This window comes from Actinoplanes italicus (genome assembly GCF_003001815.1).
Taxonomy (GTDB): domain Bacteria; phylum Actinomycetota; class Actinomycetes; order Mycobacteriales; family Micromonosporaceae; genus Actinoplanes; species Actinoplanes italicus.
On the sequence record NZ_PVMZ01000018.1, the window covers coordinates 62,583 to 79,020 of the forward strand.

General features: G+C 71.5%; 11 protein-coding genes. 5 read left to right on the top strand and 6 right to left on the bottom strand.

What is annotated here, in order from left to right:
* Positions 1-73 precede the first annotated feature (73 nt).
* The 5 genes from fahA to CLV67_RS35105 all read right to left on the bottom strand — a co-directional run bounded on the left by fahA (position 74) and on the right by CLV67_RS35105 (position 6,105).
* Positions 74-1,282 (bottom strand): fumarylacetoacetase, encoded by a 1,209-nt coding sequence (gene fahA / locus CLV67_RS35085; RefSeq protein ID WP_106326275.1) that lies wholly within the window; start codon positions 1,280-1,282, stop codon positions 74-76.
* Positions 1,279-2,031, bottom strand: coding sequence for a hypothetical protein (locus tag CLV67_RS35090; RefSeq protein WP_106326277.1), 753 nt, complete (start codon positions 2,029-2,031; stop codon positions 1,279-1,281). Before CLV67_RS35090 ends, fahA begins: the two co-directional genes overlap by 4 nt.
* Positions 2,028-3,224, bottom strand: coding sequence for a homogentisate 1,2-dioxygenase (locus tag CLV67_RS35095; RefSeq protein WP_106326279.1), 1,197 nt, complete (start codon positions 3,222-3,224; stop codon positions 2,028-2,030). Before CLV67_RS35095 ends, CLV67_RS35090 begins: the two co-directional genes overlap by 4 nt.
* On the bottom strand, positions 3,224-4,429 hold the full coding sequence (gene hppD / locus CLV67_RS35100) for a 4-hydroxyphenylpyruvate dioxygenase (RefSeq protein ID WP_106326281.1): 1,206 nt from the start codon (positions 4,427-4,429) through the stop codon (positions 3,224-3,226). Before hppD ends, CLV67_RS35095 begins: the two co-directional genes overlap by 1 nt.
* 122 nt (positions 4,430-4,551) lie before the next feature.
* Positions 4,552-6,105 carry a sensor domain-containing diguanylate cyclase gene (locus CLV67_RS35105; protein WP_146169409.1) on the bottom strand — a complete coding sequence of 518 codons (1,554 nt, stop codon included), beginning with the start codon at positions 6,103-6,105 and terminating at the stop codon, positions 4,552-4,554.
* A gap of 257 nt (positions 6,106-6,362) precedes the next feature.
* Here CLV67_RS35105 and CLV67_RS35110 point away from each other — a divergent pair, with 257 nt between their 5' ends.
* Together CLV67_RS35110 and CLV67_RS35115 are read left to right on the top strand one after the other, a co-directional pair.
* Entirely contained in the window at positions 6,363-7,442 is a 1,080-nt protein-coding gene (locus CLV67_RS35110) for an enoyl-CoA hydratase/isomerase family protein (RefSeq protein WP_106326286.1), read from the top strand.
* Positions 7,443-7,555: 113 nt separating this feature from the next.
* The gene (locus tag CLV67_RS35115; RefSeq protein ID WP_106326288.1) at positions 7,556-8,953 is read left to right on the top strand and encodes a GGDEF domain-containing protein; all 1,398 of its coding nucleotides are present in this window, start codon (positions 7,556-7,558) and stop codon (positions 8,951-8,953) included.
* Between the two features lie 90 nt (positions 8,954-9,043).
* On the opposite strand, the gene CLV67_RS35120 is transcribed toward CLV67_RS35115, so the two are convergent.
* Positions 9,044-12,340, bottom strand: a complete 3,297-nt coding sequence (locus tag CLV67_RS35120) for a DUF4132 domain-containing protein (protein ID WP_106326290.1) — start codon at positions 12,338-12,340, stop codon at positions 9,044-9,046.
* A 141-nt stretch (positions 12,341-12,481) separates the two neighbouring features.
* Between CLV67_RS35120 and CLV67_RS35125 the strand changes: the two genes are divergently transcribed.
* The 3 genes from CLV67_RS35125 to CLV67_RS52190 all read left to right on the top strand — a co-directional run bounded on the left by CLV67_RS35125 (position 12,482) and on the right by CLV67_RS52190 (position 16,133).
* The gene (locus tag CLV67_RS35125; RefSeq protein WP_106326292.1) at positions 12,482-12,784 is read left to right on the top strand and encodes a DUF1330 domain-containing protein; all 303 of its coding nucleotides are present in this window, start codon (positions 12,482-12,484) and stop codon (positions 12,782-12,784) included.
* A gap of 22 nt (positions 12,785-12,806) precedes the next feature.
* On the top strand, positions 12,807-15,476 hold the full coding sequence (locus CLV67_RS35130) for an ATP-binding protein (protein WP_170154110.1): 2,670 nt from the start codon (positions 12,807-12,809) through the stop codon (positions 15,474-15,476).
* A gap of 81 nt (positions 15,477-15,557) precedes the next feature.
* Entirely contained in the window at positions 15,558-16,133 is a 576-nt protein-coding gene (locus CLV67_RS52190) for a hypothetical protein (RefSeq protein WP_170154111.1), read from the top strand.
* Positions 16,134-16,438: the final 305 nt, after the last annotated feature.

The following is a 16,438-nucleotide window of genomic DNA, read 5'->3' on the forward strand; positions in this document are numbered from 1 at the left end:
CTGCCCACCTCCGCGACATGACACGGGAACCGGGCCGGGACGGATCAACCCGGGACGGCATTGATCTGATCGTCTATCCGACAGAAGCTGATCGGATCCGGCCGCGCACCTCACCGAGCCCGACGACTGTCCCGTTCGGACCTGGCGCAGTCGCGGTGATCACCACTTCGTCCCCGTCCGCGAGGAAGGTGCGTTCCGACCCGTCGGGCAGGGTCAGCGGCTGTTGTCCGTTCCAGGTCAGCTCGATGAGGCAGCCGGGTGAGCCGCCGCTGACGGTGCCGGAGGCGAACAGGTCGCCGGTACGCAGGGACGCGCCGTTGATCGTCATGTGCGCGAGCATCTGCGCGCCGGTCCAGTACATGCCGGTGAACGACGGGTTCGACACGACGTGTCCGTTGAGCCGGATCTCGAAGCGGACGTCGAGGCCCCACGGCTGCGCCTTCTCGTCGTCGAGGTACGGCAGCAGCGGCACGGTCCGCTCCGGCGGCGACACGCGGGCGTGGCCGAGCGCCGCCAGGGGCACGATCCACGGCGAGATCGAGGTGGCGAAGCTCTTGCCGAGGAACGGGCCGAGTGGAACGTACTCCCAGGCCTGGATGTCCCGCGCGGACCAGTCGTTGACCAGGCACACCCCGAACACGTGATCGGGGAACGCGTCGAGCGCGACCGGTTCGCCGAGCCGGGAGGGCGTGCCGACGACGTAGCCGAGCTCTGCCTCGATGTCGAGCCGCTGCGACGCGCCGAAGGTGATCTCGCCGTCGGGGGTGCGCCGCTGGCCGGACGGGCGGGCCACCTCCGTGCCGGAGACGACGACGGTCCCGGCGCGGCCGTGGTAGCCGATCGGCAGGTGCTTCCAGTTCGGGGTGAGCGGGTCCTGGCCGGGCCGGAACATCTTCCCCAGGTTGGTGGCGTGCTGTTCGGAGGCGTAGAAGTCGACGTAGTCGGCGACCGTGAACGGCAGGTGCATGATCGCGTCGGCGGCCGGAACCAGGTGGCCGGAGAGCAGGTCGCGGTACACCTCGTCGGTCAACCACGTGGTCACCTGCGCGCGCAGCGCCTGCCAGACGCCCGGTCCGGAGGCGAGCAGCGCGTCCAGGTTCGGCCCGGCGACGGCGGCGGCCAGCTCCGGCGCGAGCCGGCGGACCGCGGCCGGGAGGTCGATGACATGCTCACCGATCGCGACACCGGCACGCGGGTGCGCGTCGGCGGCGGTGCTGAACACGCCGTAGGGCAGGGTCGTGATGCCGAACGGGTGGCCGGCCGGGATGTCGAGCCAGGTCAACGCGGATCCTCCAGGAGTCGGAACTGTCGCAGGCCGGCGACCGGCTCGTCGATGCTGCACGTGCCGAAGCTGATGAAGTGGTGCCGGACCGCCTTGACCAGGACCTCGTCGATCGCGGCGACGGCCGCCGCCACACGTTCGCCGTCCTGGTCGGCCAGCGCCCGCTCGATCTCGTAACCCTGCAGGGCACGGGCGGTCGCGAGCAGCACGTTGAGGAAACCGTGGTGCTCGAAACCGGTCACCGGGTCGCGGTGGCGGATCGGGTCGTGCAGGCCGGCGGTCAGTTTGAACGCGAGGCCGCCGCGCACCGCCGCCCAGAGGGCACCGGCCAGTTCCGACTCGTCCGGGAACGCGTCCGCCCGTACGCCACCGGTCCTGATCTTCAATCGCAACCCGGACTCCCGCAGAACCGCGACGCGTGCCGCGGTGATCTCCCGGCAGGAGATTTCGGTATATACGGGAAGGGTGCCGTGGGCGGTGAGCGATGGGCCCTCCAGCGCCACGACGTCCAGACCGTCAGCGGCCGGGATCTCGGAAACCGGCCCGGGAAGCACCAGCGAGACCTTCACGACGGGCCCGCCGGCCGCTGCCCCGGCCAGATCGCCGAAACGTGCGAGCGAGCAGACGAACGGCCCGACGAGCGGCGAACCCTGCCGCTCCCGGTGGGCAGAAACGGCCACGTCCATCGGTGTGTTGCCCGGCGGGAAGATCGCCGCGTCGTCGAAGAGCCCCGCGAACAACGGGTTCACGAGTTCCGCGCCCAGGTCCAGGCGTAGACGCCGTCGTCGCAGACGCGCCCGGCCTCGCCGAGCCCGAGCGGCCGGAACGTGTCGACCATGACCGCCAGCTCGTCGAACCGTTCCGCGCCGAGGCTGCCCTCGATGGCGCCCGGCTGCGGCCCGTGCGAGTGCCCGCCGGGGTGCAGCGACACCGATCCGACGTTGATGCCGGAGCCCTTACGGGCCTCGTAGTCGCCACCGACGTAGAACATGACCTCGTCGCTGTCGACGTTCGAGTGGTAGTACGGCACCGGCACGGCGAGCGGGTGGTAGTCGACCTTGCGGGGCACGAAGTTGCAGATCACGAAGTTGTTGGCTTCGAAGACCTGGTGCACCGGCGGCGGCTGGTGGACGCGCCCGGTGATCGGCTCGAAGTCGGCGATGTTGAACGCGTACGGGTACAGGCATCCGTCCCAGCCGACCACGTCGAACGGGTGGTGCGGCAGGAGGTGCACGGTCCCGGCCAGTCCGCCCGGCCCGTCGCCCCGATGCTTGATGTAGAGCTCGACGTTCTCCCCTTCGACGACATGAGGGGCGCCGGGTGTACGCAGATCGCGTTCGCAGTACGGCGAGTGTTCGAGGAACTGCCCGTACCGCGACAGGTAGCGCTTCGGCGGCGCGATGTGGCTGTTCGCCTCGATCGTGTAGAGCCGCAGCGGCGCGTCCCCGGACGGCACCCACCGGTGCGTCGTGGCCCGGGGCAGGATCACGTAGTCGCCGTGTCCCACTTCGAGGTCGCCGAAGACGGTCTCGACCGTGCCGGCCCCGGCCTCGACGTAGACGCACTCGTCACCGGTCGCGTTGCGGTACAGCGGCGAGGCGGTGCCCGCCACGACGTACCCGATCCGCACGTCGGCGTTGCCGAGGATCAGCCGCCGGTCCCGGACCGCGTCGCACGACTTCCACTCCTCACCGTCGAAGAGCTCGTGCAGACGCAGGTGCCGGGGCAGCAGCGGCTGGTTGGCCTCGGTCGTCTGGTCGGGCAGCTGCCAGATCCGGGCGCCGGCGACCGCCGACGGCACGTGCCGGTGATAGAGCAGCGACGAGTCGGAGGAGAAGCCCTCCTCCCCCATCAGCTCCTCGTAGTACAGCTTCCCGTCCGGAGCCCGGTGCTGGGTGTGCCGCTTCGGCGGCACGCTCCCCGCCGTCTGGTAGTGAGCCATCAGAAATTCCCGCGCTTGGCCTGTTCCCGTTCGATGGCCTCGAACAGGGCCTTGAAGTTGCCCTTGCCGAACCCGAGCGACCCGTGCCGCTCGATCAGCTCGAAGAACACGGTAGGCCGGTCACCGATCGGCTTGGTGAAGATCTGCAGCAGATAGCCGTCCTCGTCGCGGTCGACCAGGATGCCGCGCTTCTGCAGCTCCTCGATCGGCACCCTGACCTCGCCGATCCGGGCGCGCAGCTCCGGGTCGGAGTAGTAGGAGTCCGGCGTCGCCAGGAACTCGACACCCTCCTCGACCAGCGCGTCGACGGCCCGCAGGATGTCGTTGGTGGCCAGCGCCAGGTGCTGCGCGCCGGGCCCGCGGTAGAACTCCAGGTACTCGTCGATCTGGGACTTCTTCTTGCCGATCGCCGGCTCGTTGAGCGGGAACTTGACCCGGTGGTTGCCGGACGCGACGACCTTGCTCATCAGCGCCGAGTAGTCGGTCGCGATGTCGTCGCCGATGAACTCGGCCATGTTCGTGAAGCCCATGACCCGGTTGTAGAAGTCGACCCACTCGTCCATGGCGCCGAGCTCGACGTTGCCGACGATGTGGTCCAGAGCCTGGAAGATCCGCTTCGGGGCGCCGGGACGCTTCTGGTGCGTCGTGGTCCGGGCGACATAGCCGGGCAGGTACGGACCCGTGTAGTGATCCCGGTTGACCAGGGTGTGCCGGGTGTCGCCGTAGGCGGCGATCGCGGCGATCCGGACCGTGCCGTACTCGTCGGAGACGTCGTGCGGCTCGGTGAGGATCTTGGCGCCCTGGGCGCGGGCGTGCTCGATGCACTTGTCCACGTCCGGGACGGTCAGGGCGATGTCGGTGATGCCGTCGCCGTGCACGGCGTGGTGCGCGATGACCGGGCTGTCCGGGTCCACGCCACCGTTGATGACGAACCTGATGGCGCCGCTCTTCAGCACGTACGACATGTGGTCGCGGTTGCCGGTCTCCGGGCCGGAGTAGGCGATCAGCTCCATCCCGAACGCGGAGCGGAAGAAGTGCGCGGTCTGGGTCGCGTTGCCGACCGCCCACACGATCGCGTCCCATCCGGTGACGGGGAACGGGTCACCGGCGGAGTCGTACTCGACCAGACCCACGAGCTGCTTGAGGGTGTCGAGATCAAGCTCCGCGAGTCGTTCCTCGCTGGTCAGCGTGTCGTTGACGGACATCGGTGCTCCCTTCAGGCCCTGCTGATGCCCCCAGCTTTACGAGACGCGGGTCACTGCACAACAAGCGCGTTTTCTGCCGGGCAGATTGCTCAGATCTACTGGTCGGTACCGTCGAAGGCTGGTCAATTTGCCCACACGCGGCCGCGGCCGTCGTGCTTCGCCTGGTAGAGACTGCGGTCGGCGTCGGACAGCAGCGACGGCAGCTCGCCCCGGCTGCCGTGATGCACGCCGATGCTCACCGACACCGTCAGCCCGGCCGCCAGCTCGTCCCAGGGATGCGACCGGACAGCGTCGAGGATCTGCTGCGCCCGCGCCGCGGGGACACCGGTGTGCACGTCCGCGAGGATCACCACGAACTCGTCACCGCCGAGCCGGGCCGCCAGGTCGATCTGGCGTACGTGCACCGCGAGGATCTGCCCGAGGCGGGCCAGCACCAGGTCACCGACGTCGTGACCGAACCCGTCGTTGACAGCCTTGAAGTGATCGACGTCGATCATCATGACGGCGTACGCCGACTCGTCGCCCCGGTCGTCGATCTCGCCCGGCCTGCTTCCCCGGTGCTCGTCGAGCGCCGCCAGGTAAGCCTGGTAGCCGCGCCGGTTCGCCAGACCGGTCAGCTCGTCCACCACGAGTTCCTTACGCAGCTGCTCGTGGTCGCGGCGGCGGCGCTCCACGGCGATGGCGTCGCGCATGCCGGACATCCGGTCCAGGCGGTCGTTCCAGCGCAGGGTGGCCAGTTCGTCGCCGTACCGGATGGCGGCCTTGTTCGCCCCCGGCCCTTTCGCCGCGATGCACATGCGCAGCAGCTTGGTCCCGGTCGGCACCGGAACGCCCAGGTCCTCGCCGGCCTCCTCGGCCAGCGCCGCCGCCAGCTCGGCGTCACCGGCGCGGGCCGCCGCGATCGCCCCGCCCAGCGCGGCGACGCGGCCCTCGGCCGGCGTGCGGATCCCTCCGGCGATCGCGGACAGCAGATGCCGCATCCCGTGCACCTCCTCGACCCAGACCGGCGGCCAGTCCGCGTCAGTCGGATCACCGGTGACCAGCGCCGTGCCCGCCCGGCCGGCCGCCGCGTCCCACTCGCCGATCGCCACCAGGCAGCTGGCCCAGTCCAGTGCCAGGTCGAACGAGTTGATCGACACGACCCGTGCCTGCCGGCGGATCGTCTCCCCCCAGCGATCCCCCGGCTCGGCGAGGGTCTTCTCGGTCAGCTCGTAGTACTCCAGGGCGAGCTCCCAGAAGCCCAGCTCGTGGGCCACGCAGGCGACCTCGATCAGCGCCGCCGCCCGGTGCACCACCGGCACCGTCCGGTCCGCCTCGTCGAGCAGCACCACCGCCTGTACCAGAAGCGATGCAGCCGACTCCCCCGTCGTCGCGGTCCGCCGGCGGCCCGCGCAGCGCAACGCCTTGAGCGCCACCGCGAGAGCCAGCATCGCCGGGTCGCCGAGCACCACCGCCCCGTCGACCATCGCCTCGACGTGCGCGGTGTCGTCGAGGCCGTCCTCCAGGCAGGCCAGCGACCGGGTCATGTGGATCAGCAGGCGGACGTCCGTCCAGCCGTGCGCCGTCGCCTCCCGCTCGGCCCGGTCGACCGCGGCCGGGTCGTTGTGTCCCTGCGCCGTCTCGATCAATCGATAGGCATGCTCGATCGCGGCCTCGTGCACAGCACTCAACGCCACGCGGTCGGGCACCCCGGTCCTCACAGTCCGCCGCTTCACATTCCGCCGTCGCCAGGCTATAGCGGGCGCACGAATCCGGCAGGCTTTGACTACATTCTGCGAATCATGGATACGACCGGACCGTGCTCAGCCACCGCGGCGTCGTCCTTTCCGGGGCACCTTCCCGCCGCGTCGCAGCTCGAACCGGCAAGATTGCCGGTGGGCCGTAGAGTGCCCGGAGCCGCCGCATCCGCCGCGGAACCGTCGGGAGGATCAGCGTGAGTGAACCGCCCGTGATCGCCCGGGTGACCGACGGCCTCGGCCGGCTGACCCTCAACCGGCCGGCCGCGATCAACGCATTGACCGCCGAGATGGTCGGCATCCTTCGCCGTACGCTGGCGGACTGGGCAGAGTCGGACACCGTGCACACGGTTCTGATCGACGGAGCCGGACCGCGCGGTCTCTGTGCCGGCGGCGACCTGCGGGCCATGCACGCGGATGCCGTGTCCGGCGGCACGGGATCACTGGACTTCTGGGCCGAGGAGTACCGGCTCAACGCCGACATCGCCACCTACCCGAAGCCGATCGTCACCTGGATGGACGGACTGGTCATGGGTGGCGGCATCGGCGTCTCCGCGCATGCGTCGGTCCGCATCGTGACCGAGCGGTCCCGTCTCGCCATGCCGGAGGTCGGCATCGGCTTCCATCCGGACGTGGGCGGATCGTGGCTGCTCGCCCACGCGCCGGGCGAGATCGGCACCCACCTCGCCCTCACCGGCGGGAGCATCGGCGCGGCCGACGCGATCACCGCCGGTCTGGCCGACCACTTCATGGCCGCCGACCGTCTCTCGGACCTCGTCAAGGCCCTGACCGGTACAAAATCGCCAGCACCAACCGCCTGCGACGGCACGGCACTTCCGGCCGGTCGTGACGCCGCCACCGAGTCGCGCGCCGGACAGGTGGCGGCGTCGCTCGCGGTGAAGCCGCCACCGGGCGTTCTGGACGCGGCCCGCACGTGGATCGACGAGTGCTACGCGGGCGACGACGTCGAGGCGATCATCGACCGCCTCGCCCGGCATCCGTCGCCGGACGCGCAGGCCGCGGCCAAGGAGGTCGCCACCAAGTCACCCACGTCGCTGGTCGTGGCATTGCGCTCGGTGCGATCCGCGTCCCGGCTGCCCGGCCTCCAAGAGGCACTCGACCAGGAGTACCGCCTGTCGGCAGCCCTCCTACGACTGCCCGACCTGGCCGAAGGCATCCGTGCACAGATCATCGACAAGGACCGGCGCCCGCGCTGGCAGCCTTCTACCCTGGCGGAGATGGACCCCGCCGTGGTCGACGCCTGCTTCGCGGGCTGACCACGTTCCGGTTCGAGTCCGGCGGCGTTGAGAACCGTCCCGACCGGCGCCTCAGCGAGAGCGATCACGCCCGCCTTCCCTCAGGTGGCCCGGGTGGCCGCCGATGGGCGGGCGTGCCGAAACGACGCGCGATCCCGGGGTGGCAGCTCTGCCTCGTGCTCGGTGCCGTGGCCGCCGGCGTGTACGCGATGCTGCCCGCCGGCGGCTGGTGGCATCCCATCGCCTATGCCGTCGACGGCCTGACCTGCATCACGATCGTGCTGGCCGCGATCCGCCGTTACCGGCCGGACCAGCCGTCGACCTGGTACACGTTCGCAGCCGGGCTCGGCGTGTGGCTGATCGGCACGGTGATCGACCGGACCACGCTCGGTGCGCCGTGGACACACCTCAGCACGCTGCTGCTGCTCGTCGGTTATCCACTGCTCTGCCACGCCCTGATCGGCCTGATCCGGGGGCGGGTCCGCTCGCACGACCGGACTGCCGGCATCGACGCCGGCATCGTGGCGACGAGCCTGGCTCTGCTGTTCTGGGCACTGATCGCCGAGGAGGTCGCGCTGCCGTGGACGCAGCTGGTGATCGCGGCCGGCGACATCGCCCTGTTCATGCTGATCTCGCTGCTGGTCACCACGCCCGGCGCACGGACGGTCAGTTATCGGCTGCTGCTGGGCGCGCTGGCCCTGACCGGCTTCTCCGACGTGCTGATCATGACGATGCCGTTCCGGCCGGGTGACCTCGCCGACACGGCGCTGGTGCTGGGTAACGCGTTCGTCGCGGCGGCGACGCTGCACCCGTCGATGCGGCAGCTCACCGTGCCACTGGAGCACCCTCCGGCGTTCGTACGCCCGCGCCTGGCGCTGCTGACGGTCGCGATCCTGCTGGCCCCCGCGGTGAGTATCTACCAGGGTGCGACCGGCCGGATCGCCCAGAACTGGCTGCCCCTCGGCGTCGGCTCGATCGTGTTGTTCCTGCTGGTGAGCGCTCGGATGGCCGGTCTCGTGATACGGGTGGAGCATCAGGCCCGCCGGCTGTCGGTCCTGGTCAACCAGGATCCGCTGACCGGTGTCGCGAACCGCCGCCGCTGGGACGACGCCCTGGCCGGCGCCATGGCGCGGGCCGCCCGCACCGGCGAACCGCTGGTGGTGGCACTGCTGGATCTCGATCACTTCAAGCGGTTCAACGACACGCACGGGCACCGGGCCGGTGACGACCTGCTCAGCGGCGCGGCCACGGCCTGGTCCACCGGTCTGCGTGACGGAGATCTGCTGGCCCGGTACGGCGGTGAGGAGTTCTGTGTGCTGCTGACCGGCCGGACCGTCGCCGAGGCGGCGCTGCTGATGGAACGGTTGCAGGCGCTCACCCCAAACGGCCAGACGTTCTCTGCCGGGCTGACCCCGTGGGACGGCCGGCAGACCGCCCAGGAACTGCTCGAACACGCCGATCGCCTCCTTTACGAGGGCAAACACACCGGTCGCGGACGCGTGGTGACCGACCGCGCCACCAGCGCCGCCTAGAGCCTGAATCGGAGTGGGGGTCGGAGCGAGGCGAGGTCCAGGTGTCGTCCGGATGTGCGCCGGAGCCCGTCTCCCACGTCGATTCAGGCCCTAGCCGGCGGCGACGACGTCGGTCAGATCGCGCAGGATCTCCGAGGCGATGACCGGTTCGAGATCACCCAGCGGCAGTTCCTGGCGGGCCGTCTGGGCCCAGTGACTCGCGGTGCCGTCGTGCAGGTATACCGACGCCAGCATCTGCTCGGCATGGAACCCGACCTGCCCCACGATCCCCGGATCAAGGTGAACCGTGAGGACCTGACCCCGGCCGGCGACCCGTTCGAACAACGCCTGAACGCCGCCCTGTCCCGGCTCGTCACGACGCCAGCCGCGCCGGTCGAGCAGCAGCACGCTGGCCGTCGTCACGGTGACGCCCTCGAAGCGTTTCAGATGGGTCGCCGGCCGCTCGTCCTCGCCGAGGGCGAAGGTGGACCGTTCCAGCTGCGGGAACGGCTGCAGCAGCTCGTATTCGGCGAACACCTCGGCCCAGCCGGGCAGATCCTCGCCGAGCTGCAGTGGATGCGCGATGCCGAGGACGTCGTCGTCGGCGACCACCGCTAGTTCGTCGTCGACGGTCGCGAGGCTACGGTCCTCGGCGATGCGCAGCGCCCCCACCGGCCTCCCACCGGCGTCGAAGCGGGCCCACACGAGACGGCGGGCGATGTGCCACAGGAGCGGATGGTCCACGAACATCCGCCGGAACTCGGCACCCGTCCAGCGACGGCCGTCGACCATGGCCCGCTCCAGCCGGCGGACCTGTTCGGCGGCGACCGTGCGGACGTCCTTCTTGAGGACGGTGAACCGCCGGTACGCGTCTTCGGCCGTCTCGGCGTCATCGCGGGCACCCGGTTTGGGCAGCGCTTTCAGCCGCTTGCCGTCGGGGCCGGTGACGAACGGCCGCAGCTGTTCGTCGAACCCGACGACGAACCGCCGCAGACCGTAGTCGAGCAGCAGGCTCCCGTCGGAGCCCAGGCCGAAGCCGGGCACCAGCCGGTCGGCCAGTTGCTCCGCACTGAGGCCGAGCCCGTCGGCGACCTCGGAGATGCGTATGGCCGCGGCACGGCGCAGGTTCGCCGACTTCGCCCGCTGCGAGATCCGGTGCAGGTACAGAAGTGCCTCGTCGGTGCCGATACCGGCCAGCACGCCGAGCGCGGCGACCGCAAGTGCGTTCCGTCCCTGGCCGGGCCAGGTGAGGATCAGCGGTGTCAGGCGGCGCGCGGTCCCGCCGTCGCCGAGCAGGGCGAGTGCCTCGAACGCCCAGCTCTCCTTGGCGCCCGCGCCGGCCGTCTCCCACAGCTCGAACAGGCCCCAGGCGAATTCGGCCAGGTCAGCCGGCTCGACCGCCTCCCGGACGATCCCCAGCCCCGCATAGGGCTCGCCGGGTCGCGAGATGATCAGCATGGTGACCAGGTTGAGCACGGCCTCGGCGGGCAACGGCCCGGAGCCGTCGCGCAGCCGTACCCGGGGCAGCAGCACGGGCGCCACCCAGGCCGGAACCGCCGGCATCCGGGCCGGCAGAACGGTCAGCGGATCGGTGTCGAGCAGCGTCTCGATCCCGGCGGCGGCCTCGGGCCCGTAAGCGGCGGCGGCCGACCGCACCCGCTCGGCGTGGCCGTTGGCGTGCAGCAGGAGCAGCGCCCGCTCGGCCTGCCGCCGGGCTGTACCGGCCTTGCCGAGGGCGGCCGGGATCAGCGCGCGGGCGGCCTCGCCCGGGTGCCGCAGCAGCCAGCGGTGGGCGAGCCGCCGCATCGACTTGAGCCGTGCCAGCCAGTCGGCCATCAGCACGGCCACGTCCGGCGAGGCGAAGGGCGACAGCAGCTCACCGAACTCCGCGGGTGTGTCCTCGGCAAGCTTGATCAGGGCCGGCAGCGCGCCGGTCCCGAAACGGGACGCCGCGATCCGCAGTGACGCCGGCGCGTCCCAGCTGTTCACCGGCAGCCAGCGCAGGAGCGCCGGACGGGCGAGCTCCTCAGGGCCCCGGCTGAACAGCAGTCCGGGGTCCCGCCGGTCGCAGCTGCCCTCGGCCACGTGCCGAGCCAGTTCGTCCCAGCCGACCGTGGGTGGGCGGTGGTGATGACCGGGGGTGCCGGCCCACTCCTCACGCTCGCCCGGACGCCAGCTCACGGTCGCCGCGTCGGTGCAGGTCAGACCGGCGACCACGGGCGGTTTCACGGCCCTGCGCCGGCCCTGCCAGGGCGGGTCGGCGAGCACCGGCGGCACGGCGGACGCCGGCGCGGCGGTCACCCCGTTCGCGTAGCCGACGAGACCCTGGACCCTGGCGGCGGCCTCAGGGCTGAGCCCGGGGATCACCTGGCCGGCGAGGTCGAGGTGAAGGAGCACGTGAGGACGCAGCAGGTGGGTGGCGGGCTCCTCGGCGAGGATCCGCATGGCACGGGCCGGGAACCGCCGGGTGGCCTCGAGCAGCGCCGCCCGGACGTCCCGAGAGCCGGAACGGGCAAGCAGCCCGTGGATCACGTCGTCGCCCGGCAGCGCGGCCAGGACGGACAGCAGCCAGCGCTCGGCGCCGGCGCCGATGTAGCCCGCAAGCCCCTGGTCGAACCAGTGGAACAGGGTCGGCGCGACGGCCGGTCCCACGCCGTCGACAAGCGTCGCCACCAGGCCGTCGTCCTCCAGCAGGTGCCACGGGTCGGGAAGCCTGGCGAGCGCGGCGGCCTGCTCCGCCGTCCGGGCCGCGTGAAGCAGCATCAGCGCCCGGCACCCGTCGGCATCGGCCACCGTCTCCGCGACGTCGGCCTCGACCCAGTCCCGCCGTGGCACGAGCACCGAGCACCCGGCCCGGGCGTACGCGTGTGCGGCCCGATAGGCCTCCAGAGGGCCGACGGCTGCTTCGAACTCGTCCTGCGACGCGACCGCGAGCGCGGCTCGCACCCGCAGCAGGATCAGCAGTTCCGACCACCGGCCCGCACGTTTCTCACCGGGTAGCAGAAACCGGATGCCGGCGTCGTGCCACACGAGTGACGACAACTCGGCCGCGGCGAGCACCGCGAAACGCAATCCACGCTCGCTGATCCACATGTCGGCGAAAGCGATGCGGGCGGGGCCGGAGGCGCGGGCGGCCAGCTTGATCACGGCCACGGCGGCGGCACCGGCCGGTGGAGCGCCGGGCTCGCCGGCCAGCCAGCGCCCCGCGGCCACCCGCACCGCCGCGTCGGTCGCGTCCGAGTGGAGCACCCCGAACACCCCGCCCGGCTGCTCGATCAGGATCCGGTCGGTCTTGGCGCGGGCGTCCGGATCGGCCACGAACGGCTCGCCCGATGCGCCGCCGCGCCGCGGATGCAGGTGCCGCGCCCACGCCGCCGGCGGGACGAAGGCGTCCTCTGATTCACGCATGTCGGCTACCCCCGTCTGGACCACCCGGTGAACTCGGCCCGAAAGGTAGCGCCCGGGTATGACATCCGTTCGCCGGACGCGAGCACGCGTTCCCGGCTCGGTGACGGTTCTTTGTCGGACCCCCCGTTTAGGGTACGGGCCATGAAGATCCAGCTGTGCGTACTGCTGTGGGCCCACCCCGGTACCACCGAGGCGCTGACCGCCTACGAGGACAAGGTGCTGGCCCTGCTCGGCGACCACGACGGCCGGCTCCTGGCACGCGCCCGGACCCGCCCCGGTGCCGGGGACGGCTCGCCCGACGAGACGCAGCTGATCGAGTTCGCCACGCAGACCGGCTACGAGGGGTTCCTGGCCGACCCACGCCGGGCGGCCCTGGCCGCCGACCGGGACGCCGCGATCGCCCGCACCGATCTCTACCCGGTCGAGGTCGTTCCGGTGGGCTGAATCGGTCCGTAGCATGTGGCGGGTGCTGCGGTTCGAGGTGCTGGGCCCGGTCCGGGTGACCGGCGACGCGGGTGAGGTCACGCTGCCGCCGAAACCGCGGACTCTGCTGGCCGTGCTGCTGGCCGCCCGTGGCCGCCCGGTCACGGTGGAACGCCTGCTCACCGAGTTGTGGCCGGACGGCGCCCCGTCGACCGCGAACGCCACCCTGCAGATGCACGTGTCCGCGTTGCGCAAGGCTGTCGGTGACCGGATGCGGACCGCGCCCGGCGGCTATCAGCTGGACCTGACCGGCGTGGGGTTCGACGCGACCGAGTTCGAGCAGGGCGGGCCGCTCGTGCTGTGGCGTGGCAACGCCTACGAGGGTGTGACGGCCGGGCCGTCGGTGGCCGCGGACGCGGCCCGCCTGCACGAGCTGCGGCTGGCGACCCGGCTGCGCTGGGCCGAACGGGAGCTGGAGGAGGGACGGCATGTGACGGCGGCGGTGCAGCTGGCCGGCTGGTCTGCGGAGCAACCGGCCGGCGAGGGCCTGGCGCGGTTGCTCATGCTGGCTCTGTACCGGTCGGGGCGAGCCGGCGACGCACTGGGCGCGTTCACCCGTACCACCAGGGCTTTGAAGGAACTCGGAGCACGGCCGGGCGGAGAGCTGGACGCTCTCGCCGAGGCTGTGCGACGCCAGGACCCGATCCTGGACCGGCCGGTGCCGGGACTGCCCGCGCAGCGCAACCGGTTCATCGGCCGCCGCGCCGAACTCGACCGGCTTCTCGACCTGATCGGTACGTCGCGCCTGGTCAGCGTGGTCGGGCCGGGCGGTGCCGGCAAGACCCGGATCAGCCTGGAGGTGGCTCGCGAGGCCGCCGCCGACTACGACTCGGTGCACATCGTCGAGTTGGCCGAGCACCGCGACGGCCCGCTCGGTGCCCGGCTGGCGGCGGCCACCGGTATCCGCGAGGAGCCCGGCGTGCCGGTGCTGGAGACGGTGATCGGGCAGCTCAGCGGCCGGGTGCTGCTGATCCTGGACAACTGCGAGCACGTTCGCGATGCGGCGGCCGAGCTGGCGCACGCCCTGCTGGCGGGCTGCCCGGGCCTGCGGCTCGTCGCGACGAGCCGGGAGCAGCTCGGCCTGCCCGGCGAGGTGATCTTCACGCTGGGCGGGCTGGCCACGCCCGGGCCGGGGGCGTCCGATCCGCACTCCGACGCGGTGCGGCTGTTCGCCGACCGGGTCGCGGCGGCCCGCGGCGGCGCCGGGCTGACCCCGGCCGAGCAGGCGGTGGCGGCCGAGCTGTGCCGGCGGCTGGACGGTCTGCCCCTGGCGATCGAGCTGGCGGCCGCCCGGCTGCGGGCGCTGGCGGTAACCGAGATCATGTCCCGGCTGGACCGGCGGCTCGACCTGCTCACCGGCAACTCGCCGGTGGCCCGGCACCAGACCATGCGGGCGGCCATCGATTGGGGGTACGACCTGCTCGACCTCCCCCAGCAGCGGTTGCTGCGACTGCTCGGGGTGTTCGCGGGCGGCTTCGATCTGACGGTCGTGGCCGAGGTGTACGGCGACGACCCGCTCGACCCGCTCACCCAGCTCGTCGACCGCTCCATGGTCGAGTGGCGCGACGGCCGCTACCGGCTGATCGAGACGATCCGCGCTTACGCCCGGGAGCGCCTCGACGCCACCGAGCGCGTTCGGGCGTACGACCGGCTCGTGGATTTCCTGGAGCGCCGTCTCGCCGTGCCGCCGCCGACGGACGGGCCGCAGCACGCCGCCTGGCTGAGCGGTATCGCCGCTGATCACGACACGATCGTCGCCGCGATCGACTGGTCGTTGCGCGACGGTGATCCGGAACGCGGGCTGGCGGTCGCGTCCGGAATGTGGTGGTACTGGTGGGTCGCGGGCCGGATGATCGAGGGCCGCGAGTGGCTCGGCCGGGCCCTCGACGCGGCTCCCGCGGCTCCGCCGGGTCTGCGTGGCCGGGCATTGCGGGCTGCCGCCGCGCTGGCCCGCAACTCCGGTGATCTCGCCCAGGCGCGCAAGCTCGGCGAACAGTGCCTGACCACGTTCCGTGAGGCCGGCGACCGGACCGGGGAGCTCGCCGCGCTCAACAACCTGCTGATCACGGCTCAGGCGCAGGAGGACTATCCGGCGTCGCTGGAGTTCGGGCAGGCCGCGATCGCCGCGGCCGAGGAGGCGTCGGACGCGCGGATGCTGGCGGCCGCGTCCAACAACACCGCCGGGACGCTGCGCTGCATGGGCCGCCTCGACGAGGCCGAGCCGTTGTTCACGCGGGCGCTGGCCGGGTTCCGGGAGCTCGGCGACCGGCGAGGCGAGGCGGCCGCGCTGACCAACCTGTCGACCACCGACCGGCGTCGCGGACGGCTCGCTCCCGCGCGGTCGGCGATGCTAGAGGCACTGGCGATCTACACCGAGCTGAGCATCACCGAAGGTCAGCTCGACGCCGTCGAAGGGCTCGCTCAGCTGGACATCCTCGACGGCGACGCGGCCGGTGGCCTGCGCCTGCTCGCCGTCGCCGAACGCGAGCGCGCAGCCCTCGGCGCCCCCAGTTTCACCCCCGACGAGGTCTCCGACAAGGAGTCGGCCGAGGCCAATGCAAGATCAGGATTGGGTACGGGTGAAGTCGCCGCCATCTACCGCGAGGCGAACGCGTTAACCCTTTCGGAGGTGGTCGCGGCCCTGCTCGGGTGAGTCTTTGGGGTTTCTTTGGCGGGTGGGCGCATCGTTCTCAGCACAGGCAGACGCCTACTTCCTTCTCCAAGGAGAGATCCCATGAAGCACCGCCTCGTCGCCCTGACCGCCGTCGTTGCCGTCGCGTTCACCGGCGGATGCGGCGCGATCGGCAGCGCAGCCTCCGGTGGCGCTCCCGAAATCACCTCCACGACGCCGGCCAAGAAGGCCACCCCGGCGCCCACCACGGACTCGTCCGACTCGGCCGGCTCGTCCGGCTCGTCGTCGAAGTCCGACTCGGTCAAGGACTCCGGGGACATCCCGGACCCGTGCACTCTGCTGTCGAAGGCCGAGGTCGTCGACCTGACCGACCGTGAGATCACCCAGATCGACGAGGACGGTGGCGCGGCCGGCGACGTCACCCGCTACTGCCAGTGGCAGCAGTCCGGCGGCCAGCTCGCCGTCTTCCTGAGCCGCACCACCGCTGAGGACTTCCAGGTCACCGTCGACCAGGCCGAGCCGGTCAGCGGCGTGGGCGAGGACGCCTTCGCCCACTCGGGCCACCTCTACGTCCTGTACGGAACCGTCCAGATCGACGTCTACTCCCGCGGCGCCTCCGACGCCAAGAACCTGTCCCACGCCAAGGCGGTGGCGAAGACCCTGATCCCGCGCATCTGACCCTTTCCGCGGACCTAGCGACGGCCGGCGCACACACAGCTACAGTGTGTGCGCCGGCCGTCGCCATGACGACGTCACACGACCACGCACCGGCAACGTGGACCCCTGGCGCCGCGACCCGCGACGCCAGAAGCACACAGTCACCCCCAATGTGCGAGCCCATCGGGCAACCGGACCGCAGGACAACCGGACCGCAGGACCACCGGCCCGCAGGCCAACCGGACCGCCGCAGCAGGCAGCTACCAGCGGCGGAATGTCCGCAGCGAGGGATCATCCGCAGGTCGCGATTCATGTGAGGGCTCTCC